The 23,906-nt window shown below is 44.0% G+C and carries 18 protein-coding genes; 6 read left to right on the forward strand and 12 right to left on the reverse strand.

Annotated features, from left to right (window positions below; translation table 11 throughout):
- Positions 1-30 precede the first annotated feature (30 nt).
- From MZ182_RS04270 to MZ182_RS04280, 3 genes are all read left to right on the forward strand, one after another.
- Complete coding sequence (locus MZ182_RS04270) at positions 31-807, forward strand: DUF2971 domain-containing protein (RefSeq protein ID WP_248066371.1); 777 nt, start codon at positions 31-33, stop codon at positions 805-807.
- Positions 808-963: 156 nt separating this feature from the next.
- Complete coding sequence (locus MZ182_RS04275) at positions 964-1,452, forward strand: hypothetical protein (RefSeq protein WP_248066374.1); 489 nt, start codon at positions 964-966, stop codon at positions 1,450-1,452.
- A gap of 626 nt (positions 1,453-2,078) precedes the next feature.
- On the forward strand, positions 2,079-4,235 hold the full coding sequence (locus MZ182_RS04280; protein ID WP_248066378.1) for a S46 family peptidase: 2,157 nt from the start codon (positions 2,079-2,081) through the stop codon (positions 4,233-4,235).
- 348 nt (positions 4,236-4,583) lie between these two features.
- Here the strand turns inward: MZ182_RS04280 and MZ182_RS04285 are convergent, their stop codons facing one another.
- The 7 genes from MZ182_RS04285 to MZ182_RS04315 all read right to left on the reverse strand — a co-directional run bounded on the left by MZ182_RS04285 (position 4,584) and on the right by MZ182_RS04315 (position 12,363).
- A complete protein-coding gene (locus MZ182_RS04285; RefSeq protein WP_248114738.1) occupies positions 4,584-5,150 on the reverse strand; it encodes a hypothetical protein in 567 nt (188 codons plus the stop codon).
- A 48-nt stretch (positions 5,151-5,198) separates the two neighbouring features.
- Positions 5,199-5,696: a hypothetical protein gene (locus tag MZ182_RS04290; protein WP_248114739.1), complete on the reverse strand. Its 498-nt coding sequence runs from the start codon at positions 5,694-5,696 to the stop codon at positions 5,199-5,201.
- 697 nt (positions 5,697-6,393) lie between these two features.
- Positions 6,394-7,122 (reverse strand): 23S rRNA pseudouridine(2604) synthase RluF, encoded by a 729-nt coding sequence (locus MZ182_RS04295; RefSeq protein ID WP_248067475.1) that lies wholly within the window; start codon positions 7,120-7,122, stop codon positions 6,394-6,396.
- Positions 7,123-7,130: 8 nt separating this feature from the next.
- Positions 7,131-7,829, reverse strand: coding sequence for a hypothetical protein (locus MZ182_RS04300; protein WP_248067472.1), 699 nt, complete (start codon positions 7,827-7,829; stop codon positions 7,131-7,133).
- 176 nt (positions 7,830-8,005) lie between these two features.
- A complete protein-coding gene (locus MZ182_RS04305) occupies positions 8,006-9,343 on the reverse strand; it encodes a Na+/H+ antiporter NhaC family protein (RefSeq protein WP_011918776.1) in 1,338 nt (445 codons plus the stop codon).
- A gap of 344 nt (positions 9,344-9,687) precedes the next feature.
- Positions 9,688-11,319, reverse strand: a complete 1,632-nt coding sequence (locus tag MZ182_RS04310) for a methyl-accepting chemotaxis protein (RefSeq protein ID WP_248067470.1) — start codon at positions 11,317-11,319, stop codon at positions 9,688-9,690.
- A gap of 153 nt (positions 11,320-11,472) precedes the next feature.
- Positions 11,473-12,363 (reverse strand): DMT family transporter, encoded by an 891-nt coding sequence (locus MZ182_RS04315; RefSeq protein WP_248067467.1) that lies wholly within the window; start codon positions 12,361-12,363, stop codon positions 11,473-11,475.
- 182 nt (positions 12,364-12,545) lie between these two features.
- Here MZ182_RS04315 and MZ182_RS04320 point away from each other — a divergent pair, with 182 nt between their 5' ends.
- Positions 12,546-13,325, forward strand: coding sequence for an AraC family transcriptional regulator (locus tag MZ182_RS04320; RefSeq protein WP_248067464.1), 780 nt, complete (start codon positions 12,546-12,548; stop codon positions 13,323-13,325).
- A gap of 618 nt (positions 13,326-13,943) precedes the next feature.
- Here MZ182_RS04320 and MZ182_RS04325 read toward each other — a convergent pair.
- The 4 genes from MZ182_RS04325 to MZ182_RS04340 form a co-directional block, all read right to left on the reverse strand.
- Positions 13,944-14,351, reverse strand: a complete 408-nt coding sequence (locus tag MZ182_RS04325) for a GreA/GreB family elongation factor (RefSeq protein WP_011790511.1) — start codon at positions 14,349-14,351, stop codon at positions 13,944-13,946.
- A gap of 464 nt (positions 14,352-14,815) precedes the next feature.
- The gene (locus tag MZ182_RS04330; protein WP_248067460.1) at positions 14,816-14,950 is read right to left on the reverse strand and encodes a DUF2474 domain-containing protein; all 135 of its coding nucleotides are present in this window, start codon (positions 14,948-14,950) and stop codon (positions 14,816-14,818) included.
- A 97-nt stretch (positions 14,951-15,047) separates the two neighbouring features.
- Positions 15,048-16,055 (reverse strand): cytochrome d ubiquinol oxidase subunit II, encoded by a 1,008-nt coding sequence (gene cydB, locus MZ182_RS04335; protein WP_248067457.1) that lies wholly within the window; start codon positions 16,053-16,055, stop codon positions 15,048-15,050.
- 60 nt (positions 16,056-16,115) lie between these two features.
- Positions 16,116-17,450 carry a cytochrome ubiquinol oxidase subunit I gene (locus MZ182_RS04340; protein WP_248067455.1) on the reverse strand — a complete coding sequence of 445 codons (1,335 nt, stop codon included), beginning with the start codon at positions 17,448-17,450 and terminating at the stop codon, positions 16,116-16,118.
- A gap of 158 nt (positions 17,451-17,608) precedes the next feature.
- Between MZ182_RS04340 and MZ182_RS04345 the strand changes: the two genes are divergently transcribed.
- A complete protein-coding gene (locus MZ182_RS04345) occupies positions 17,609-19,048 on the forward strand; it encodes a PLP-dependent aminotransferase family protein (protein WP_248067452.1) in 1,440 nt (479 codons plus the stop codon).
- A gap of 123 nt (positions 19,049-19,171) precedes the next feature.
- Complete coding sequence (locus tag MZ182_RS04350) at positions 19,172-20,470, forward strand: O-acetylhomoserine aminocarboxypropyltransferase/cysteine synthase family protein (protein WP_011790507.1); 1,299 nt, start codon at positions 19,172-19,174, stop codon at positions 20,468-20,470.
- Between the two features lie 119 nt (positions 20,471-20,589).
- On the opposite strand, the gene MZ182_RS04355 is transcribed toward MZ182_RS04350, so the two are convergent.
- Positions 20,590-23,793 (reverse strand): DUF2339 domain-containing protein, encoded by a 3,204-nt coding sequence (locus MZ182_RS04355; protein ID WP_248067450.1) that lies wholly within the window; start codon positions 23,791-23,793, stop codon positions 20,590-20,592.
- Between the last annotated feature and the right edge of the window lie 113 nt (positions 23,794-23,906).

Raw genomic sequence — 23,906 nt, forward strand, 5'->3', positions numbered from 1 at the left:
ATATTTAAGATTTTTTATGAGGGTTTAGCTTTGATAGTATATAAATATGTCCCTTTTGATTCTGCTGAGAAAATTATAAGCCAATCCTCAATAGGTTTTAGTGGACTGCGTTTTCTTAATGACCCATTCGAAGGTGGTTATATTAATGCAGACGAACGTTTGCGTTCAAGGCTACACTCAAAATATGCAGTGCTTTCTTTTACTCGGCAACCCTTAAACTCTTTAATGTGGGCTCATTACGGTGACTCACATCAAGGTGTTGTGCTTGAGATAGATGCAGAGAAAGCGGGTTTATGTAATACAGATACATGTCTTATACCTGCTCAGTATGGTGATGTAATTTACACGTCTAATAAGCCTATTGAAGAGATAAGCCTGTCTTATTCAAATGATTTACGTAATTATTTAACGGCTATAAAATTCTCTCATGATTGTTATGAGTTTTACAAATTAGCTTTTCTACATAAATCTTTAGATTGGGCATATGAAGAGGAAGTTAGAGTTGTAAAAAGTATTTGCGGATACCCTGATGGAGATCACGTTTTTGGTGAATATAATGTGGGGTCAGATGTATTTAATCGCACAAATATAGGAAGTAAGGATCAAGAAAGACCCTTGGATTGTCTAAATATTCGGCCAGAATCTATTGTTTCAGCTTATTTAGGGCTTCGTGTGAACCAAGAAAATAAGATGAAGGCCGTGCAGTGGGCTACGGATCTAAAAATTAAATTATATAAATGCGGTCTTGACTCAAAGTCGTGGAACTTGAAGGCAGAACCATATATTTTTAAAAATGAAGGTTCTTAAATGGTTATGAACAGTATGATGATAAAAGTGATAACTCATAATTATTCTATGCATCACAGTGAGGTGTTTCCATTTAATTATTGTACTTTGTTACATTGCTTAAGTAGAGGTTTGTGGTTTTTTTAATATTTTTAATAAATGTAGGATTTAATGACTATGTCTATAGATTTTGAAGTTAGAAGGGTTTTAGATAACCATATTTTAAAAATTGGTGAGGTTGAATCAGATGAGTTAAATAAGAATCTTAATTTGATGGGATTTAACTCTGAATTTGATTGTGCCCCAATTTATTTATCTGCTGGAGAGACTGGTGCTATAAGTAAAATGCCAAAAGATAAAGCATGGGTTGAGTATTTTCTTGTGAAGTCGCCAGGAACTTTTATAACGGCAGGACTGGAATTGAAGTTATATCAGTATGTGGCTTGGATAAAGACAGTGCCTGAGAATGGTATTATTTTCAATGAAATGATATCGACCTTAATTGAAGAACATTTTCCTAAAAATATGAAGTTTAAACTAAAAGATAATAGTACGCTTACTATCCTTAAGAGTTATCAACAGCCAACAATTTTTTTAGATAAAAGAAGTAATAGGTTGTTCAATAGAGTTTTTATCGACTGCGAAGTTTATGTTGGACGTGAATAGCTATCTAAGCTGAATACTTGAAGGGCAACCATAATTCATATCCATTAATAACTAGGGTCATAATACTTATACTTTGCATTGGTTGTAAGGCATAGATAGTAGGTTTGATTTGGCTTTAACAACTGCCTTGTTCCATGAGTTTAATGCTATTGGAAATCATACAACCAATACCAGCGACCTTCACAACCGAAGTATGTTAACGGATAAATTGTTGCATCATTCACTTTAAAGTCTGCGACTAACAATGATTTATTGGATAAGTGCAGTAAGCCAAAAGTTGAATGTATCTGCTTTGTAAGCGAGTTTGTCAGTTACTGTTAGAGTCTACCCGCAATGTGATAAAGTCAGGTTCTGTGCCTGACTTTTTATCTTTAGCTGTGTGATAACAATCTTCGTTCCTTATTCACCCTTGGAACTAAGGCATTTTGTAAAGAAAAAGCCATGCCAGCACGAGCACAATGTTAAGTGGTTTATCTTAGCAAAAGCTCGTTTTGTTTTATCCAAACAAGCGCGTGTAGACGGCTTGAATCCATCTTAAAAATGCTCTGTAAGCGTCTTAGGCTTTTGCTTAATCGTGATGTTAGCGTTTTTAAGCGACTCAATTTGAACCAAATGGACTTAACACAATGAAAAAATGGTTACTCGCCACCGTAGTTGCAGCCAGCTTTGGCGTTCAGGCAGACGAAGGTATGTGGCAGCCACATCAGTTACCTGCAATGGCCGATGAGCTAAAAGCCAAGGGTTTAGAAATTGATGCGAAATCGATTTCAAAGCTGACAGAATTCCCTATGAATGCAGTGATAAGCCTTGGCGGTTGTACGGCATCATTCGTATCGCCAAAAGGCTTGGTTGTCACTAACCATCACTGTGCCTATGGTGCGATTCAATACAACTCAACCCCAGAAAAAAACCTACTGCAAGATGGCTTTTTAGCTAAAACCTTCGCTGATGAATTACCTGCCACGCCAGGTTCACGCATCTATGTGACCGAAGAAGTGACTAATGTAACCGACACGGTAAAAGCAGGGCTTGAGTCAAAAGTGGGCAGTGAGTTTTACCAAGGCATTGAGGTACAAGAAAAAGCGTTAGTCGCTGAATGTGAAAAAGAAGATGGCTACCGTTGTCAAGTTTATAGCTTCCACGGTGGCCTCGAATATTACCTAGTAAAACAACTAGAAATCCGTGATGTTCGCTTAGTTTATAACCCCGCCGCGAGCGTGGGTAAGTACGGCGGGAATTTGGACAACTGGATGTGGCCACGTCACACTGGCGATTTTTCTTTCTATCGTGCTTATGTCTCTAAAGCGGGAAAACCGGCGGAATTTAGCGCGGATAACGTGCCCTATGAACCCAAAAGCTTCCTAAAAGTATCGGCTAAAGGCGTGAGTGATGGTGACTTTGTGATGGTCGCAGGTTACCCCGGCCGTACCAATAGATATCGCACCGCCAACGAAGTGCAAAATCAATTCGAGTGGGCTTATCCTCAAGGTAAGATCCTGCGCGAGCGTTTTATTGAGATCATTAAAGATACCGCCCCAGAGGGCAGTGACGAGCGTATCAAGTACGAAAGCCAAATTGCAGGCCTTGCTAATTACGCGAAAAATTTCACGTCTATGATTGAGTTTTACGGTAAATCGACCATGCTGGCCGACCGTCAAGCTCGCGAGGCTGAACTTGCAGCGTGGATAGCTAAAGACAGCAGTCGTGAAGCTAAATACGGCAAAACTTTAGCAGAGTTAGATACGCTAATTGCTAAAGGTAATGAGCATCAAGAGCGTGACATGATCTTAAGTTATATTGGCAATACGACTATGGTGCCTACGGCGCGTGATTTATACCGTTTAGCCAATGAGAAGCAACTGCCCGATATGGAACGTGAGCCTGGTTTCCAAGAGCGTGATATGACGCGCTTTAAAGCGAGTATGGAGCGAATCGATCGCCGCTATGCGCCAAGCGTCGATAAAGCCGTGTTGCTCGATATGCTTAAACGCTATGCCGCCCTTCCCGAGAACAAGCGCTTACCCGCATTGGATAAAGCCTTTGGTATCGACAGCAAATTCAGCGAAGCTAAGTTAGCTAAAACACTCGATAAAATGTACGCCAAAACCGAGCTAGGCAACAAAGATGTACGTTTAGCATGGATGGATAAATCGGTTGCTGATTTTAAAGCGTCTAAAGATCCTTTTATTCAATTTGCTGTCGCTCTGTATGACACAGACATGAGCGAAGAGAAGAAAGAAAAAGAATTAGCCGGTGAGCTGATGAAAGTGCGTCCGCAATATATGGATGCCATTATTGCCTACAACCTTGAGCAAGGTAAGCCTGTTTATGCCGATGCGAACTCAAGCCTACGTGTCACTGTGGGACATGTGAAAGGTTATGCACCAAAAGATGGTTTGGTCGCACTGCCATTCACGCGTTTAGAGGGAATAGTGCAAAAAGACACTGGTATTGATCCCTTCGATGCCCCTAAAAAGCAGTTAGATCTGATCAAACAGAAGCAATACGGTGATTTCTATGTGAAATCAATTGACTCTGTACCAGTGAACTTTTTATCGACGCTCGATACTACTGGCGGTAACTCAGGCTCACCTACCTTAAACGGCCGCGCCGAATTAGTAGGCCTGCTGTTCGATGGCGTCTATGAAAGCATTATCGGTGACTGGGCCTATGACGATAATATCAACCGCTCAATCCAAGTTGATAGCCGTTATATGCTGTGGGTAATGAAGTATTTAGATCATGCCGACAATCTATTAGCCGAGATGGAAATCGTTAAGTAATCCATTACCGCACCAGCAATGGTGCGGCCTATAATGGCTGGATTATCAGCATTTAAGCGTGATGTAGCGCTTTAAAAATACTGCAATAACAACACAAAAATAGCGATAAACTCACTGAGGTTATCGCTATTTTTTTGTACAATGACTACTGATAGCTGTTGAGATAGCAGTATTGATAGGTGCGCCATGGTATTAGCTCACCTTTTTAGCATTAGCGGCACCTGTGGACTGAAAAGATTACGTAATTTGCTTTCTCGGTTGCTTGGCTATTGCGATCATTTTCATATCTGCGGCGTAATATCACTGTCGGCACAAGGTTGAAATACAAATTAATCTTTATCCGAGCAGTTACTCATTTTCCCAAATCGACAACGGCTGGATAGAGCACCATTGCCAGAATTTCTTCTCAACCAAGTCACTTGCCTCGGCAGCATCCCTCCCCTCAAACAAGCGCCAATTTTCCTCTGCAGATTTCAGGGCATACTGTCTCAAGTGACCAGAGACAGTCTCGAAATCGGATGGCTCAAGAAGAAACATGCTGCCATCCCTGTAATACTCCCAGGGCACCTGATCGTTAGGTTGTCGTTGATGATTCTGGAAGAACGCCTCGCTGTAGATGCTGGCCGAACTGCCTGCCGACACACAGTCGTCCCAACGTTTGCAGCGAAAGAAATACTCGTCCTCCGCCTCAGTCGTTCCTGTTAGCTCTCGATAGGGGCAAGCTCGTTCCCAAGCCTTATCGATATTGGTTTCGGCTATACCTTTGCGCGCCAGTTCAATCTCATAAGGCTTAGGAAACATCTCCAATAACAAGTCATAGCCGGATTTTTCCTCTGCAATGGAAATAGAGACGGCGCTGAGCAGCGAGACACAAAGTAAAATTTTTGCTTGAAATAACCTTATTCTAAATCGCATTTTTACACCTAAGTCACTGTTGATAAGAATTTGAAATACATACTAATCCTAATCATCTAGTTTACTTTTCCAAATAGACAAAGGTTCGACCGCGCACCATTGCCAGAATTGCTTTTTAACGAGTTTGTCAGCTTCGCTAGCACTGCGCCCTTCAAACAATCGCCAGTTTTTTTCAGCAAATTTCAAGGCATGGTTATACGAATGTCCCGAACCGCCACCAAATTCTGCATCATTCTTGGCCAAGTCTTCGCCATCGTCTTTCCACTGCTGAGGAATTTTCTCCCCCGTTTTATGGTGCTTGAAAAAACCTTCAGTAAACTGACTTGCTGAAGCTCCCATCGTCTTACAGTCTTGCCAGCGGCGACAACGGAGATGAATTTCGTCTAAGTCAATATCGCCCGAATCGTCAAAGAGCAAACGAGAACTGTTATATGGACATGGCCGCTCCCAAGCATTCTCTATGCTTGTTTCAGCCACACCTTGACGGGCAAATTCAACCTCATGGGGTTTTGGTGCATTAGCAAGGATGCTTTGCACCGTTAGCACTTTTACTTCCGCTATAGAAGTAGGTGTAGCGCTGATCAGTGATATACAAAGTAAAAGTTTTACGTGAGATAACATTATTCTGAATCGCATTTTTGCAAAGTCCTTTGAGCATGAATTTAGCTAGCCAGAAACGGAAAAAATCAAATAAAGCTATAGCCTTAGTTTGATTATTTCTTTGTTATTGACGACTCGTTTTCGGCATCGTCTTTGTATCCGTTAACGTCACCCGTGTTTGCTGAATGAGCAAACATTTTCTATCTGTAATTTCATCAACATATAAAGATAAGGCTTTCGGAAAAAATTATTTCCCTTTATAAGGTGATGTATTGCAGATGGCTATAACACAAAAGAAGGATTTCTTACTAATTAACGGTATAACTCTGCGCACTCTAATATAATTTTGATTTGGTTATTAAGCTGGTTATAAGTAATAGATGGTTTTGAGCGCGACGCTAGTAAGGGAGGTGGCTTTTAAAGTTTGCAAATATGTCTCTAATATATTGTTTATCAATGTTTAGTAAAGCTTTCGTGAACGCTGTTCACTCTCATAACCTTGCTTCTTAAGCTAGGTAAGGTTGTTTTCACTCCGGTTACAAGTCAAACGCTTTTGCGCAATACCTGCTGGAGCTTGTATCTTGATATTGTTTAAAGGGGAAATATGGCTCTCGCTAAGACTAATATCTGGGCTTATATCTATTTATTTTGTCGCCAGCACTGCTTTTAGCTCTGCAATTTCCGATTTTGTCAGTGGCCGCATTTGCCCTTCTGGTAACTCACCAGATGCTAATTCGCGTAAATTCAGCGCCATTATAGTGACGCGCTCAAGATCGATAACGCGATACCCGAGTGCCTTGGACATATGCCGAATTTGTCGATTTAATCCTTGAGTCAGCACGATTTCAAAGCTGTCCAAACTGAGGCGGCGTACTTGGCAGGGCAGGGTTTGCAGATCTTTATAACGCACTCCACTTGCCATTTGTTCTACAAAATCATCAGTGAATGGCTTATCGAGGCGCACATGGTAGGTTTTACTGTGGGCAAAGCTGGGGTGCATCAGTTTATGGGTCAGATCACCATCGTTAGTTAACAGCAACAGGCCGCGGGAATCTTTATCTAGCCTGCCGACGGGGTAGAGTCTTGGCGCTTTGGGAAGCAGATGCAATAAGCTCGTTTTATCTTGCTCAAGCAAACGGCAATCGGTGCCGACAGCTTTATTGAATATCCAATAAGCGAGTGCTTCTGTTTCAACTATGGGCTCTGCATCTAAGCAAATGCTATCAAGGCATAGACCTTGAGCATCGCGTTGAACTAGGTCGGTATGTTTGGCTATCTTGCCATTAAGTGTAATACGCCCAGCATTAATCAAACGGCAGGCTTCACGGCGAGAGCCAATGCCGCATTGGGCAAGGTATTTTGCTAAGCGCATGGATAATCTTAGAGTAATTGGCGTAGTTGAGCGCGATGATACAGTATTTTCGAGAGACGCCGCATGGCAAAGGCAAGGCTTAAGCACCAAATAATATTGAGGTTAGTTTGGATCCACATATTGGCCGATACTGCGCAAAAATGTGTTTGAGGCTCGCAGGGGGGAAAATCCAATATCGACCAATCTAATTGCAGGCTTAAACTCATCGCACTACAAAAACTGATAATACTTAAATAAAACAGCGGCTTTGGGCATATAAATCGAGGCGCCAAACCTGCGATGATCACTAGGGCATGTAGTGTGAGGGTGCTGAGTAAATAACTCGTTGAAACCAGTCTGTGTATGCTCAAAAAATTAATGGGAAATATGCCCATTAGCACTACGGATGTTCCCACCCAAGCACCTGTTAGTGCGACATATTGGCTAAAAGTGTCGAGTTTGAGCAGGTAGAGTCCTATCATTGAAATCAGCATAGATATTCCTGCTGCCAATAAACTTAAATTAAACACATAGGCGAGTGTGGAGTTGATATAGTCACCTAGAAAATCGGCTCGCATTTGGAATACTCTCATTCCAACATGTTGATATTCAGCATAAATCGCAACTAAAACTCCAGAGGCACTGAGAAAGGCTGCGCCTACAATTAACCAAGTGATCAGGCGATGTAAATCGTAATAACTCGGCTCTTGGTGATGTAGAGGATTCATGGATACTAACAATATACTGCTATGACTGGACGGAGTGCGGTAACTTGCCTGAATTGTTTAATGAAGGCAAGTGCTGTTTGACATAAAATAGCCCCCAAAATAACCAAGGAACGCTTAGCGTTCCTTGGTTCAGTTTTCATCTACTCGATGGAATGCTGCAGTACTCTTAGTGTCATTTAGTGTCGTTTGCGGAAAATCACAATAACGACGGCAACTACAGCTAAAATCATGCAGTACCAAGCGTGTGAAACGGCTGCTAGCGGCGTGATACTAAATGTCGATGCGATAAGTAACGCCTGAGCGCCATAGGGGATTAACCCTTGGATAATACAAGCAAAAATATCGAGTACACTGGCTGCACGTTTTGGACTGACACCATGTTTTTCGGCCAAATCCTTGGCAATATCACCCGTCACTACGATAGAAACCGTGTTGTTAGCCACACAAGAGTTAGTCACTGCGACTATACCTGCCATCCCCAGTTCCGCAGCACGGCATGAGGCTTCACCCTGTGCTTTAGAGAAACGAGTGATCAGCTTTTCAATTTGTTTACTCACAAAGGCAAGGCCGCCTTGTTGTTGCATCAGTGCCGCTAAACCACCCACAAGCATAGACAGGATAAAGATCTCCTGCATATTACTAAAACCTGCGTAAATATCCTTACCAAACTGGATTAAGCCATAATCCATCGTTAATAAGCCTGTTACTCCCGCGAGTAAAATGCCAAGGGTTAAGACGACAAACACATTTAATCCTGCGACAGCTAAAATCAAAATGGTCAGATAAGGAAGCACTTTAATCAAATCGATATCTTGTGTTGCTAACTCTGCTTGGCCTTGGCCTGCAAAGATAAAGGCGATTAAGGTCAGTAAGGATGCGGGGATTGCAAAAATTAAATTCTCGCGGAATTTATCTTTCATATCACAGCCTTGGGTGCGAGTCGCGGCAATCGTCGTATCAGAAATAATCGATAAATTATCACCAAATAAAGCACCAGACATGACTGCACCCGCCATGATGGCATAGTCAATTTGTGCTTGGTCAGCAACGCCCAATGCAATCGGGGCGACGGCCGCAATGGTTCCCATAGAGGTGCCCATTGCGGTGGCAATAAAGGCTGCAATCACAAAGAAACCGGGTAATAACAGGTTTGATGGAATAAAGGATAAACCCAAAGCGACTGTGGCATCGACACCGCCAGTGGCTTTGGCCACGGCGGCAAAGCCACCTGCTAAAAGATAAATCAAACACATGGCAATGATATTGCTGTGGCCAATGCCCGAAATAAAAGTATCAATTGATTGATTTAATTTCTGTTTTGATAAAATCAACGCCAGAATGATGGCGGGTAAAATGGCGATAACACTGGGTAATTGATAGAAGGCAAAATCAACGCCCTGACGTTGAAAATAGACGCCTGCGCCAATAAAAAGACCTAGAAAAACAAATAGTGGCAGCAAAGCAATAAAAGATGCAGGGCTATTTGTTGAAGATGTTTGTGCTGAATGGCTCAATGTTGTCTCTCTTTTTTTCAGAGTTTTACCCGCGGGATCCTTGGCAGTCAAACTCGCTTAAATTTAGTGTCGCGTCGGCATCATATCCTAGCAACTTGGAGCGAAGCATATTTGATCCCTGCGAGCCTGTCAATTTAGACGTCTAGATGTTTTTACTTCCGTTGTGAATTATTGGTTATTAGTCGGTTGTCTAAAGTCATTGAATTGGCTTTTGGGACGTTAACTTGAGGATTGCTTTACTGTTTGAAGATACTGGAATGCCATAAGTAAATACAGTGGAGTATGGGTTTTGTGCTTTTACATATGTGTCCAAGGGGAAAATCCCCAAGGACACTTTAGCGGATTTAAGCCACTTTAAATCGAGCGACTTCTTTTTGTAGATTGCTGCAAATGGCTTTAGTGTTAACCACAATTTGCTGAGTTTCTTGGATCACCAAGTTACAGTATCTTGTTTTATCAGATAATTCAGTTAAGTTGTGGTTAATTTCTTCAGTCACATGAGTTTGCTCTTCCGTCGCGGTGGCTGTTTGAGTGGACATCTCACTGACTTTGGAGGTGGAGTTAAGGATTTCATCCAAGGCATCTTGCGTTTGACTGGCAAGCGTCACCGTTGATGTTGTAAGCGTCGCGCCCGATTCAATGCTTTTAACCGCATCATTAACCCCACGTTGTAACTCTTCAATCATGCGCTGAATATCTTGGGTAGATGTTTCAGTGCGACTCGCCAGCGTCCGTACTTCATCGGCGACGACAGCAAAGCCACGCCCCTGTTCGCCAGCGCGAGCAGCTTCAATGGCAGCATTAAGCGCAAGTAGGTTGGTTTGTTCTGCAATAGAGCGGATAACATCAAGTACGGAAGCGATATTGGCAGAATTGACTGACAGTTTTTCAATAACCGCGACTGCATTTTTAACGGATTCAGAAAGTTGCTGAATATGATTAACCGATTGCGCTAGGATATTTTTTCCTTCAATTGTCTGATCATTGACCTTAGTGATCTCGGTGGCAGTATGCAGTGCATTACTGGCGACTTCTCTTACGGCGGCGCTCATTTCATTGACGGCGGTGACAATGGTATCAACAAATTGCTCTTGTTCATGGCTGATGTTTATCGTTGTTGTTGATTTAGTCGCTAGGCTTTCAACTGTTTGGCTTACATCTTTGGTTTGGCTGATAATGGCGATAACCATTTCTTGTAGCTGAGCAACAAACTGGTTAAACGCAGTGGCAAGTTCACCGATTTCATCCTGACGTTTGATGGGGATCCTTTGGGTGAGGTTACCATCGCCATCAACAATATCGTTGATCCTATCGGTAATATCTTGGATAGCGTTCACTATGATCTTCGGACCGAAATAAGCGAGTACAAGGGCAATCATGGCGACCAAAGAGGCAATGGTAATGGAGACTTTAGTTTGCGTTGTCGCTTGCTCTGAGGCCAGTAAATCGAGTTCTTTGACTCGATCATCTGCCGCCTCACCTGCAGCATTATAAATACTCCTTAATGATTTAAATTCTTTATTGGCTTTCGTGGTATGGAGCTGTTTGGCCTTTTCAAAATCATTATTTTTAACAGCATTAATGACCTCTGATGAGGCTTGATGCCAGAGTGAGAATTGGGCTTCAAAGCCGTTGGTTGATTGCAGTACTTGTGGGTGGTTTTTGAGAATTTGTTTGAATTCACCCATTCTATCCCTTGCTTGGTCGACATTTTCCTGCCAATTGTCTATTTCACTTTTACGTTTTTCAGCACTTAATTCCTCTTGAAGTAGAACCTCTTGACTGAGTTGAGCTTGGTAAAGATCGCGATCCGCATTCAAAATGGCTGAAATGGCAGGATTAAACAATTGGCTAAACTCCTGCATCTGCTTGAGTGTTGATCTATTTTGCATTGCTCCTGTGACGGCTATAACAATGAGCACCACGGCCATAATGATAAACATAAGGGAAAATTTAACGCGAATACTGTTAAACATAGGACGATCTCCATTAATAACTTAATAAATAGCTTAGCCGTTATTTATAGAATTGCCTTTGCATGCAGCAGATTGCGATGGGATTTTGTACACATTGAAATAAGCGAAACCGCCTTGGTCACTGTTAGCAAGGCGTTGACGCATTACTTTGGATTATTCAGGACAAGCTAGGGTAGGGGTGACTTTAGGCTTAGGTTTTATCTGCACTAGCATGACGCCAAAAATGACCATAGAGCCGCCAATATAGTGATACACAGCTAAAGTTTCATTGAGGATGATAGCTGCAAGTATGGCTGCCAAAATGGGCATTAAGTTAAAAAATACGCTAGTACGGTCTGCACCGAGTTTACTTATGCCATTGATCCAAGCCCAAGGTGCTAGAAGCGATGCTGCGACAGCAGCGTAAAGTATCAGTGGTGCCGATTGGCTGGTAATTGCCATATTCGGACTACAAAAGAGTAGCGGTGTTAGCATTATTACCGCGATAATTCCTTGAATATAAACCGATTCCCAAGTTGATAATGGGAGTTGCCAGCGTTTAAGTAACACACCATAGAGTGCATAAACAAAGGCACTAAAAAGCAGCAATAAATCCCCTTCGGTTATTCCGATGGCAATCTCGACGATATTGCCGTGGCTGAGCATAAAAATTAATCCAAACAGTGAGACTAACATTCCACTAAATGCCATTGGCGAGAGCTTTTGCTTTAGGAGTGGCACGGCTAAAAACAGGCTAATCATAGGTACGAGTGAGGTAATTAACGCCATATTGGTTGCAGTTGTGGTGGCCGCAGCAAAATAGGCCAAACTCTGATTGAGTACCATACCAAGTAGTGCCAAGGCAGCAAGCTTGGGTAATAAGGGCGTTATTTGTTGGCGTTTTTGCCATACAGACGTCGCCATAAAGGGTGTTAATAATAGCATCGCAAAAAACCAGCGGTAAAAAGCGATTGCCTCTGGATCTATTGTCCCAAACGAAAGTTTGTTAACGATAGAGTTACCAGCCCAAATGAATACTGCTAGCAGAGGAAATAAATACAACATGGTCTTACCTTAGTGTATCGATGTCAGGGTCGACAAAATCAAAGTGATTGCTATTATCTACGGTCTGTTGTGATATAAATATCGCTTATAAGACAAGGTCAGTTCCAATACGGACAGATTTACCATTGCAGTGCGTTATTGTCTCATATTGGTTTGTGGTTATCGCTTGAGGTAAAAATAAGATGCAAACGGTTTTTCATCCGCAACAACTTGAGCAAGAGCCGCTTGCTGATATTTTCTTTAACTATGAAGCATTTGTGCCAAATACAGTCACACCTAAACATCAACATTCATGGGGGCAACTACAGTTAATTAGCGGAGGTATTATGGAGTTATATGCCGCAGGGCAACGATTTTTGTCTCCTTCGCAATATGCGATTTGGGTACCCGCGGAGATTGAGCATGAGAGTTACACTCGCCGCAGTATCCACTATTGTTCGATGAATATCACGGCGAAAAGGTCACAAAACCTTCCACTTGAGCCTTGTCTTTTAGCTTTAACACCGATAGCTCAATCGATAGTCAATGACTTTCGTGAGCGGCAAATCAAAGTAGTAGAAACGCTAACCGATCAGCGCTTAGTTGAGGTCTTGCTCGATCAACTGACCTTAGCGCAAGTGTTACCGCAATTTATTCCTACGGCCACCGATAAGTTATTACTGCCACTCTTGCAGGCGCTTGAAGCCGATCCCGCAAATCCAAAGACTTTCAAAACTTGGGCGAGTGAGTTACATACCACTGAGCGCACCTTAGCTCGCCGCTGCCATGAGATTCTGGGCATGAGTTTTACCGAGCTAAGACAAAGGCATAAGTTTATCTATTCATTACAACTCTTGCGTCAGGGACTTGCGATCAAAGAGGTGGCGTTAACGCTTGGCTACAACCAAACTTCACCTTATATTGTTATGTTTAAAAAATATGCCCAGTGCTCACCTGAACAGTATCGCCGCCGCGTGGGTTAGCATAAAAAAGAAGATTTAAGGTTGTACCTGTAATGTGAAATAAAAGAGGATACCAATTTAATTGGTACCCTCTTTTTGGCCTATTTAAAGAGAGGATTTAAGGGTTTTTACATTGTGAGATAAATTAGTCGGATGCTTTTTGGCGGTTCCGTTTATCTTGACGCTTCTCTTTTAAGGTTTTCATTGGCGGTTTTTTTGCTTTTTCTTTACTCATGGTTTTTGACTCCAAAGTGAAGTAACTATTTAAATCCGCGCCGCAATTCGGTTTCAATAGTTGGGCTCAATTTTTATTTCAGGCTTAAATTGATATGTTCCATTTAGCAAGGTAAATGATCTATTTAACACAAGATGCTTAAAATATACTCTTTAGCAATTTTTACCTCTTTACACTAAAGCGCTGCCATGACTTTTGAGAGTAAAGTATGGGTAAAAACGGTTAAATAAAAAATTAATTACCTTGAGTAAATGTCGCGGCCAGTTGAGAACTTCAAAATAATATCTCCTTTTATTTTCATATTAAGCTATACCACTATTAGCGGAGCTAAAAGTGAATGAATAGTATGTTGCCACTGAATTGAACATACTGGATGCTAAAAATAAAATGCTATCAATACGTAATTACTGCACAGATTGACTTGTTTTTTTTACGATGCAACTGACATCCTTAATCATAAAAAGTACAGGTTTACCTAGAATATTAACCTGTGCCAGTTCACCTTTCGTTCGTCCAAGTAGGCTAGATCCCAAGTCTGATATGACTGAGAAGCGACCCGCACTCGGTTTGTGTTTTTGCGGGTAGACCAGTTCTACTTGGTATTCCTGTTGATCCTGTAAATTAATCAAGCAAATCTGGCGTCCTACAGTAATTTTATTACTTGAAGTATCATTCTTTAAGTATTCGAGCTTAGCGATAATCCCTGCTAATGCCGTTGGGCGTAGTGAGGAATTAAAGCTATTTTGTAAATAGTATGACTTGGTTTTTAGCACAAAAGACTGAAAAATGTCGCCAAAAAAAGAATAAGCCATGACCGCCTCTAAGTGACTAAGACAAAATATAGATAGAATAGTCCAAAAAAGATTACTCTATGTTTTCATATTTATTTTAATATTCTGCCGAGCGCTAGTTGCGCTCGGCTTAGACTGGGCATTTAGGGGCTGGGCGCACTAATGTAGTAAAGTCGTTATGAGGGACGAGTGTCGAAAAAAATTGTGATGAAAATGCATTGCTAAACATAGGTTTTACATCTCCAGTCATTAGTTAATCGAAATGGTAAATCAATAATGTTTATATATAAAAAGCATCACCACACGGAGTTGATTAATGCCTAATAAATAATTACCTCTACCATAGGACAAGTGAAAAAATAAATCAAGCCTACTTGCTAACTTATTTGGTTTACTATTTTTTATATTATTATCTACATTATGGGGCAAGCATCTTTCACTGAAGTGAGTTAATACAAAAGTGTGTATATCTTGATTTGTAACATTCAAGTTGTCAGTCCTGCTCCTGTCAATAAAATCTTAATACACATAGAAACGAGGAACAGACAGCTTATGCTCGTACACCAAATCAGCACTAACCAGCCGAGTCGATAGGCGAGGGATTTCGTTTGGGTTGTCATGTTGATCTCCTGCATATGTAAAGTCATCTAAAGTGAATCAGCGACCTAAGCCAAATTAGCTTGGGTCGCGTTTTGGGAACTCTCATCTAAGTCATGGCTAGTGATAGCCTGCATCCTTGGTTACTTTGCCGCGGAACACGTAATAGCTCCAAAAGGTATAAACCAAAATCAGCGGGATGATCATCAGGGCGCCGACGAGCATAAAGCTTAGGCTGCTGTCGGGGGCTGCCGCCTGCCAAAGGCTGATGTTGGGTGGAATAATGTGCGGCCAGATGCTGATCCCTAAGCCACTGAAGCCTAAGAAAATCAGCCCTAGAGTGAGTAGGAATGGCTGATAGTTATCATCACGATTTAGGGATTTTATCAAGGCCCAACTGCAGGCTAATACCAGTATTGGCACTGGGGCGAAGTAGAATAAATTCGGTAAACTAAACCAGCGCAGGGCAATATTGGGTTGCACAAAAGGCGTCCATAAACTGACTAAACCTATGGTCATCAGCAGGCATAAAGTCAGGACTCTGCCGAGTTGCTGCATGGTTGTTTTAAGCTCGCCTTGGCATTTTTTCACCAACCAAGTTGCGCCGAGCAGAGCATAGGCCAGCATAAGGCCAAAACCGCAGAAAAGTGAGAAGGGCGTTAACCAATCGAAACTACCGCCGCTAAATTGTTGGTTACTCACCGAAATGCCAGAGATAAACGCCCCCAGTACTACGCCCTGTGAAAAGGTGGCCGTGATAGAACCGAACATAAACGCTTTATCCCAGAATGGTTTAGCTTCTGCGCCCGACTTAAATCTAAACTCAAATGCCACGCCGCGAAAAATCAATGCCAGCAGCATGATAAGCAGCGGTATGGTTAGCGCTTCGAGCACTATGGCATAGGCGAGGGGAAAGGCACCGAGCAGACTAGCGCCGCCGAGCACTAACCAAGTTTCGTTTCCATCCCAAACGGGGGCGACGGTATTGACCATAATATCCCTGTCGTCCTCATCGTGAATAAAGGGAAACAGTATGCCGATGCCGAGATCGAAGCCATCCATCACGATATACATTAAGGTGGCAAAAATGATGATCCCGAACCAAATCAAGGGTAGATCGAATTCCATGGTGAGCCCTTAAATATGTTTAAGATTGAATAAGTCAAACTAGATTCATTTACTTTAAAATTAATGGCTTGTTGCCGCGATATCTGGCCCTTTGCGGATGAGTCGCATCATATAGCGATAACCAACGCCGAAGATGCCACAGTAACTGACGATGAAAATCCCTAGGCTGATACTCAGGTGGGTAACGCTGTGGGAAGACACGGCATCCTGAGTGCGCATCAATCCTTGGATCACCCAAGGTTGACGGCCAAGCTCGGTGGTAAACCAACCCGCTAGTGTGGCGAGCAATCCGTCGGGGCCGAGCACGAGTACAAATCGCAGAAAGTGTTTGTTGCTGTAGAGGCTGCCTTTGCGCCTGAGATAAGCACTCCAAAGTCCGGCAACAATCATCAATAGACCTAAGCCGACCATGAGCCTAAAACTCCAGAACACTAACAACACATTGGGTCTGTCCTCGGCGGGATACTCAGTCAAGGCTGGCACTTGTTTGCTTAAATCATGCTTTAAGATCAGGCTCGCGAGCCCTGGGATTTCGAGGCTGAAGTGGTTTTTCTCTGCGTCCATATCGGGAATCGCAAACAAAATAAGCGGAGTGGGTTTGTCACCCTCATTACGCCAATGGCCTTCCATCGCCGCGACTTTTACAGGTTGATATTCAAGGGTATTTAAGCCGTGAAAATCACCAATTACAGCTTGCAGCGGCGCGACGATTAACGCCATCCACATCGCCATAGACAACATCTTGCGGATCGCGGGCGTGTCGTTACCTTTGAGTAAATGCCAAGCCGCCGATGCGCCCACAAAGAAAGCCGATGAAATAAAGGCCGCCACTGTCATATGGGCTAAACGATAGGGAAATGAAGGGTTAAACACTATCTGAAACCAATCCACAGGAATAACGCGATTGTTCACGATTTCAAAACCTTGGGGCGTCTGCATCCAGCTGTTTGAAGCTAAGATCCAGAAAGTTGAGATAATCGTGCCCGTGGCGACCATACAAGTGGCGAAGAAGTGCAGGTTTTTGCCTACCTTCTGCTGACCAAATAGCATGACCCCCAGAAACCCCGCTTCGAGGAAGAAAGCGGTGAGCACTTCATAGGTGAGTAGCGGCCCAGTTACGCTGCCCGCGAAGGCGGAAAACGCGCTCCAATGGGTACCAAATTGATAGGCCATCACTATGCCTGAGACCACGCCCATGCCAAAGTTTATGGCAAAAATCTTCGACCAAAATTGATAGAGTTGTTGGTAAACCTCATTCGCAGTTTTCAGCCATAAGCCTTCTAATACCGCCAGATAGGTGGCGAGGCCGATAGTGATGGCAGGGAAAATAATGTGAAAAGAGATGGTAAAAGCAAATTGGATCCTAGCGAGTACAGTGGCATCAAAATCAAACATAATTTCCTCGAGCGATAGGCATTTCTCGTTACAAAGGCATTGATCTAGTCGCGTACACTGAGCCCTAAATTGGCTCAACGGTGAAAGCTTGTGTGCTATTAGACCATGGGATAAGCTGGCTATAACAGACACAGAATATATTGATTGGGCTATAACAGATGGCGAAGTACGAACAGTTAGCGCAGGAATTAAAGACACGAATAGCCCAAGGTGTCTGGCAGGCGGGGGACAAATTGCCATCGCTGCGCCAAACTGTGGCCGATTCGGGCTTGAGTCTGATGACAGTGCTCAATGCCTATCAGTTATTGGAAAGCCAAGGCGTGATCTCGGCGCAGGCTAAGTCTGGCTATTTAGTGGCGCCAAAGCCGGAATTAATCGCGCGCCAGGGAGAAGCTTTTCGTTATCCCGAGCGACAAAAGCCGATTTATCTTTCCGATAGCGTGGATATTAATGAGTTTGTATTCAATGTTCTGCAGGCTTCGAAGCAGGCGGACATAGTGCCCTTTGGCTCAGGATTTCCTGATCCTAGTTTATTCCCGCAACAAGCACTGGCGCGATCTTTGGTTAAGGTCACTCGGCACATGTCACCTTCTTTTGCCGCCGATAATTTACCACCAGGCAATGCGGGATTGCGTAAGGCGATCTCCCAACGTTATGCCAAATTAGGCATGAGCATTTCGCCCGACGAAATCATCATTACCTCGGGTGCCATGGAGGCGCTCAACTTGAGTTTAGCGACCCTGACTCAAGCGGGTGATTGGGTTGTCATTGAATCACCGACCTTTTATGGTGCGATGCAAGCCATTGAACGGCTTAAACTCAGGGCCATTGCGGTCGCGACCGATCCACAACAGGGGATTGATCTCGAGGCGCTGGCGGAAGTGTTAAAAACCTATCCAGTGAAAGCCTGCTGGTTGATGAGCCAACATCAAAATCCCTTAGGTTGCAGCTTATCGGATGCTAAAAAACAGGCGCTTTATCAGCTACTAAACGAGCATAAGGTTAGTCTGATTGAGGATGATGTTTATCAAGAACTCTATGTCGACTCCAGCGCGCCAAGGCCAGTAAAAGCCTTCGATACCGAAGGACGGGTGTTGCACTGCGGCTCATTTTCTAAGTCTTTGATTGCTGGTTATCGTGTCGGCTGGGTGGCGGCGGGATGCCATGCACCGCAGTTACAACGCTTACAAGTCATGTCGACGTTATCGACCAGTGCGCCGATGCAGCTCGCCATCGCCGATTTTATTCAGTCGGCGCAATATGAACGCCATTTGAAACAGTTACGTAAAAAGTTAGCCAGCCGTAAATTGGCCATGTATCAATTATTGTGCGCGCATCTGCCCGAATCTGTGGGGGTCAACTTTGCGCAGGGCGGCTATTTTCTCTGGTTAGCGCTGCCATCACATATGGACGCCACACAAATTTATTATCAGGCGATTGAACGTGGGATCAGTATTGCACCCGGAAATCTCTTTAGTAATCAGGTCGAATTCCGCCATTTTATGCGTTTGAATGCCTCATACGAGTGCTCGCCAGAGATAGTCTCAGCGGTCGTGGTACTGGCCGAACTTATCCGCAACTCTTCGAGCCGAAGTTAAAGGCTGTGGCTAAAAAGTTTTAGACTTCTAGATGTCTATCTGTTAGCTTGTTGAGCATGCACAAATCTTGTGCAATTCTCTATGTCGATTGAATACTGGGCTGCTACGGATAAGGAAGGGAAAATGAAATTAGAGTCACTGGCATTACACCATGGTTATGAGTCAGAAGCGACCACGAAGGCGGCCGCAGTACCTATCTATCAAACGACCTCTTATACCTTCGATGATACCCAGCATGGTGCTGATTTATTTGACTTAAAAGTCGCTGGTAATATTTATACACGGATAATGAATCCTACCACTAGCGTGCTAGAGCAACGTCTGGCGGCCATTGAAGGCGGCATAGGTGCGCTGGCCGTGGCATCGGGTATGGCGGCGATTACCTATGCGATTCAAGCCCTGACTCAAGTTGGCGATAACATCGTCAGTACCAGTCAGCTCTATGGTGGCACCTATAATCTGTTTGCCCATACGCTGCCGCGCCAAGGCGTTGAGGTGCGCATGGCGGCCTTCGATGATTTTGAAGGCCTCGATGAGCTGATCGATGACAAAACTAAGGCCTTATTCTGCGAATCGATTGGTAATCCGGCGGGTAATATTGTCGATTTACAACGTTTAGCCGAGATTGCCCATAAGCATGGCGTGCCTTTAATTGTCGATAATACGGTCGCGACTCCAGTGTTATGTCGCCCCTTTGAGCATGGCGCCGATATCGTTATTCATTCTTTAACTAAATACATTGGTGGCCATGGCACGACAATCGGTGGAGTGATTATTGATTCAGGCAAGTTCGATTGGGTGGCAAATAAGGAAAGATTTGCCTTACTCAACCAAGCCGATCCTTCTTATCACGGCGTGGTCTACACAGAAGCCTTTGGTCCTGCTGCATTTATTGGTCGTTGCCGTGTGGTACCGCTGCGTAATACCGGCGCCGCACTGTCACCGCACAGTGCATTTTTACTGTTGCAAGGCCTTGAAACCTTAAGCCTTCGAATGGAGCGCCATTGCTCGAATGCCTTGGCATTAGCTGAATATCTGGTGTTGCATCCGGCGGTCAGTTGGGTGAACTATGGCGCCTTGCCGAGCAGCCCTTATCAGGATAATTGCCACAAGATCACTGGCGGAAAAGCTTCTGGGATCATCAGCTTTGGGATTAAAGCTGCCACAGCAGAAGAAGGTAAGCTTGCTGGCGGACGTTTTATCGATGCACTGCAGATGATCCTGCGTTTAGTGAACATTGGGGATGCGAAATCCTTGGCCTGCCACCCTGCGAGCACTACGCACAGACAGCTCGATGCCGATGAACTGGCACGGGCGGGCGTGTCTGAGGATCTTATCCGTATCTCGGTTGGGATTGAGCATATAGACGATATTATTGCCGATGTGTCGCAGGCGCTCGATAAGGCACTGGCGAGCAAATAGCTCGTATCGAATAGCCCATATTAAATAGCCGATACCTCATCGCTTTATTAAATCGTTAACAGTAAAAAGCCGCCATCGATTCAATTTGATGGCGGCTTTTTTAGTGCTTTAAAACGATGTTAATCTTGCTGCAGTCGATTTCTCGCCTTTTGATAGAAGTAAGATACAGTCAGCAAAATGACTCCGATCAGCATAAAGGCAATCACCTTTTGCACTAGCTCGAATGAAGCCATATCCAGTAATAGCACCTTAAGTGTCGATAAGGTAAATAGCCCTGCGGCGAGGCGGATCATATCGGCATTTTGTGGTTTTAAGCTGATAAACATCAACACACTGCCATGGATAACCAATAAAATCGCGCTGAGCGGTGCGGCAATAATGTTATCGAAGCTATAACTCCACATAAAGTAACTCAAGGCGAGTAACAGATGCCAACTCCACTTAAGTCCTTGTAAAGGTAAGATGCGTCTATGCAAGCGTATTGCTGCGCCGTGCTGCAAGATAAGCCTTGCTAGGAGTGCCAGTGATAAAAACTCGATTAACACAAACGAGGCATTATCACGATTAAGCCCGAGTGTTAGCTCAAAATGCAACATGATGGGCAACAGGGCTAAGCCTAAAGTGAGGCCATAGGCGAGATGGTAGCTTTCCTTTATTGCGGCTTGGATTTCAGCGGCGAGGGTTAACTTCATGCTATGTGAGGCTTGGCTTACATTTCTCAGGCTTAAACCTCTTTGGATTAGCAAGGCAAAATAACCACTTAAGGCTAACGCCGTCATCGCTATTCCTACTAGCTCTGAATGATTAAAGCCATAAACGATCACGGCCAATACCAGTGCAAAGTAATAAGGGCTTAATTGCCATTGTAGTTGCAGCAAGGGGCGCCAATGCTCGGGTAACTGGCGGTAGCGGAGCAGTGTGAAGCCCATAAAGAGGGCGCCAACGGCCAGCGCCGCGAGTCCTTGCCAAGCGTGAATAAGGCATAGCGAGGCTGTCATCAGAACCGCTAACCAAGTGAGGATTTTGGCTTCTATGTTCAAACTCTTATGTTTAACAAAGTAGGCTAAACCTAGGCTCATAAAGGTGCTCAGCCAGAGTGCAATAGCGGTATATTCCCAATGGTTGCGGATGACTTTGGGCAGCAGAATAAGCGGTAGCAGCAAATAGCAGAAGATTTGCATCGTATAAGCGGCTTTGGCAAATAAGGCATCTTTATAGTGGCGACGATACCAATAATGGGCCAAGAGTAGGGCGATAAATAACTCAATCCGTGCCAGTTTTGCCATGAGCGGTTGGGCACTAAAGCTAAAACTGCCTGTGAGCATTATGCCTTCAACAACCTTAAACAGCAGCGGCAATAGTAAGAGCCAAGCAGCAAACTCGCTGATAACGAGTCTGTCCTTTGCGCTCAAATACAGCAGTAATAGGCTGACGAGTGGCAAGATGGCGAGGTAGTAATCGCTGCTTAAAAGGTAAGCCGCGAGGATAATTGTCGCCACATAAAAACCGCTTAATAGCTCTTTTAACACTCTGTTTAGCTGACTTTCTAGGGGCGAAAGCAATGCATGGTGGAGTGTTAAAAGCCGAATAACAAAGACTAAGGCGGCGCAACTTAAGGCCAGTGCTAACAGTGGAAAGCCAAAAGCTGACAAGGGAGAAATTGGCGCCCCATCGATAAAGCTTGATTCTAAAAGGCTAATGCCCGTCAGTACACTAGACGCATTGAGCCCTAATCCCATCAGTAGCAATACATAGGCTTCGGCGCGAACGGATATCAGTTCTTCTTTGGTGCCAATCCACAAGAGTAATAAGGCTTCCAGCAGTAATACTAATCCAAGGAAATCGTGGCTGAGTAAATACAGTGCGGCAAATCCCGCAAAACTGCCTGCAAAGACTAACAATAAGCCGTTGCGGGCTTTTTCTAGGTTGCCTGTGCGCTTCCAAGTTAGTTTCCAATAGAGGGCTGCGCAAATCAGAGCGTTGATTGCAAAAATTTCCCCTGCGAACTCAGTAAATTGCGTTAACTCTAATAACACAAAGGCGAGCAATACTATCGGTAGGGCGAGTATGCGATGGCTCAGTGCATTATGTTTTTCATTATGATGGGTAAACGGCTTGGTAAATAGTAGGCTGGTGATGCCGTAGAGATAAAAGGTTGCATTAATACTGATAAGCGCCAGCAGACTGATGCCGCCAAAATCCCTGAGTGGCAATTCAATGAAATAGCTAAAGGCTTCGATGCAGCCTATGTGCAACAGGGCGGTGATTTCCAGTAATAGCGGCCACTTAAGTTTGCGACTCTGGGCAAGGGCGCCGGCACCAATAAGCAGTAAATAAGGCAGATACAAAAGCGGCGCATAGCTTTGGGATAACAGCATCATAGGTGCGGTCGAACCACCGACTAAGGCGATCACGGCGATCACTTTGGCATCTAAGCGCATCGACAGGCCATAACCTGCCAAAGTGATCAATAACAGTAAAATAAAACTCGCGCTATTGGGTATTAACTCAAAATACGGCCCAATAAAGTACGCGCAGAGATAATTAAGTATGAGTCCGAGTCCGACAATACCTGAGCCAAAATCCGCCATGCCCGCGCGTTTTTGGCGAATAAAAATCCCGCCCACTATGATAGCGTTCGCGCTGGCAAACCCGAGTAGTGCTTTGCCAAGTTCTGAAAACCAATGGTTGATTGAATATTGCAGTAAATAACCAAAGCCTAAGGTCAGGGTGATGATCCCTGCGACAGTCATCAAAAAGACAGGTCCTAATCCCTTAGCCTGATAATGATGGTAGAAAGATTTGACTTGCTCGTTGACTGCCGCAAAGGGTGCCATGACGGCCGCGAGTCCTTGGGATAACAACTCATCAAATTGACTCGCTGCTTGCACACTTGCCTGCAATTTGACTTCATCACTCAGTTGTTGATCTTGCGCTTGGTGTTCGGTTTTAGCGGTTTGTTCTGCTGGGGTATTTTTTGTTTTTCTTTGCCAAGGGTCTCCTTGCAAAGCGTTTTGCTGCCATGGGTTGGGTTCTGCTGGGGCTGGCGCTACGGAAGCAGGTTCAAGGGTTGGTGTTTGTGCCGCATAGGTTAATGTAGGCGCGTTATCGGCGGCGAGCACAGATGCAATCGATGAAGCACTCGCTGCCATATTCAGAGTGGTTTCAGTGGCGTCTTCAGTCGCAATTTGCTGACTTAAGGTCTCGAGCTTAGTGGAGAATTCTGCTAATTGACGACTGAGCGAAGATTGCTGCGATAAATGCAGCGATTGTAGCTGTGCCAGCTCAGCTTTTAATTGGGCAACGTCATCCTTTAACGGCATATCTCATTCCTAAGTGTTTAAGTGCTTAACTCATAAACCTTTGTCGGCAAGAATTGTACTTGTATGTGTATTTTTCGGCTAGTTGTTGTTGATTTTTAGGAAATCTCCGACTG

Source organism: Shewanella sp. JNE2, from assembly GCF_023159115.1.
In the GTDB taxonomy this organism is placed as follows: Bacteria; Pseudomonadota; Gammaproteobacteria; order Enterobacterales; family Shewanellaceae; genus Shewanella; species Shewanella putrefaciens.